Genomic DNA, 1,850 nt, shown 5'->3' on the forward strand with positions numbered 1-1,850 from the left:
GAGGTTGTGTCAAAACGTTGGCACAACCTCTTTTATATTTTAAGTTCTGCTATATTTTCTTTTGGCTATGCTACTTTTTCCTCATGCATTTGGCAGCAAGTTGCTATATTCCAATTATATCGGGTTATAAATAGTCCCATAAACAAATATTTGGCAACTGTAATGAGCCCCTTTCCTTCTTTTATCAGTTTAGCACACATTTTTTTGATATTAAAGGCTATAGCAAAGAAAGCAAAGTCCATTGTAACCTTGTCTTCTCCCACATGCCGGAATCTTCTGTATGCCATGTTGTATTTCATTTGTCCAAACACAGCTTCTGGTTCTATACACCTCCTGCCTCTATGCTTGATACCTTCTTCTGAGAGCAACCTTTCCCGTGCCTGCCGTTTGTATTGATTTAATCGGTGGTTGACTTCTATAATACGGTTCCCCCGAGCTTTAAAACAACTGCCACGCAAAGGGCAACCTTCGCATCTTTTTGCTTTATACCGGGCACTTTCGGTGATGTATCCGCTCGCTGTCTTGTCACGTTTGGTTCCTATACGGTTCATGTGCTGTCCCATAGGACAAACGTAATAATCCTCTTGGGCATTGTAATGGAGACTTTCGGCATGGAACGGGTTGGGAGTATAACGGGGACGCTGTTCTTTATCTTTATGGAAGTAATTGTACTTGATGAAGGCTTCTATCCCATTCTCCTGCATGAACCGGTAATTTTCTTCCGAACCGTAACCGGAGTCTGCCACGCAGATATTCGGTAAACGGTTATAGCGGTACTGGAAAGAGTGGAAAAAAGGTATGAGGGTCAGTGTATCGGTAGGGTTGGGAAACAGACGGAAGTCTGTGATAAATTGGTTTTCAGTACCTATTTGCAGATTATATCCGGGTTTGGTCTGCCCGTTCTTCATGGCATCTTCTTTCATGCGCATGAATGTGGCACCAGGATCGGTCTTGGAATAGGAGTTACGTTCTCCAAGGGTATCAAGGTGATTGTCATATTCTATCAGCTTGTCACGATACCCTTCAAGTTCCCTGACCTGCTTCTTCTTTTTGCGCAGGGCTTTCTTTTCTTCCTTATCCTTTGTTGCAGGCTGGCGTTCCAGGGCTTCTTTAAGTTCATCCACTATGTCAGAGAGCCTGCAGGAAGTAAACTCCACGGATGTGTCTTTTATAGAGTTCTCCTGTGCAATGGTTTCATCCACCTGCTCCAAGAGAATACGGATTTTATCCATTAGTCTCGTACGGTTCCGTTCGACTGTCTTGCGCCAGACAAAAGTATATTTGTTGGCTTTGGATTCAATCTTGGTGCCGTCAATATACTCCACATCAAGGCTGATGAAACCTTTATCGGCAAGGACAAAAATCAACTGGGTAAATACATTATTTATTTCCTCCTTTACACGGTTACGAAAACGGTTGATCGTGATAAAATCCGGATGCTCATTACCGGCAAGCCAAATATAATGAATGTCACGAAGGAGGTGCTTCTCTATTTTACGGCAAGAATAGATATTATTCATGTAGGCGTAGATTATCACCTTAAGCATCATTTTAGGATGATAAGGACAACGGCCCGTTTCCTTATAAAGCTTCTTGAAACTCTCAAGATTGAGGTTGTCAATAACAGCATTCACGATGCGGACCGGGTCGTTCGCAGCTATGTTTTCATCAATTCTTTGTGGAAAAAGAACGGTTTGGTTGGGAATGTAAGGACGAAAATGCAACTTTGCCATAACGAAAAACTTTATGCCTAAAGATACGAAAACTTTGGGTAATAACAAAGCCCGGGCTTGAGAAAGTCTGGGCTTTGCGCATAAAAAAAGGCTGTGTCAGCATTTTGACACAACCTC

General features: G+C 42.4%; 1 protein-coding gene. It reads right to left on the reverse strand.

The window, feature by feature from the left end:
- Nucleotides 1–65: 65 nt before the first annotated feature.
- A complete protein-coding gene (locus DWY57_RS20610; RefSeq protein WP_119962363.1) occupies nt 66–1,733 on the reverse strand; it encodes an IS1182 family transposase in 1,668 nt (555 codons plus the stop codon).
- Between the last annotated feature and the right edge of the window lie 117 nt (nt 1,734–1,850).

Origin of the sequence: Bacteroides sp. AF25-5LB (assembly GCF_003602965.1) — a bacterium.
GTDB lineage: Bacteria > Bacteroidota > Bacteroidia > Bacteroidales > Bacteroidaceae > Bacteroides > Bacteroides uniformis.

Coding starts and splice junctions, on each gene's coding strand:
- DWY57_RS20610 (WP_119962363.1), bottom strand. CDS start 1,733: ATGGCAAAGTTGCATTTTCGTCCTTACATTCCCAACCAAACCGTTCTT.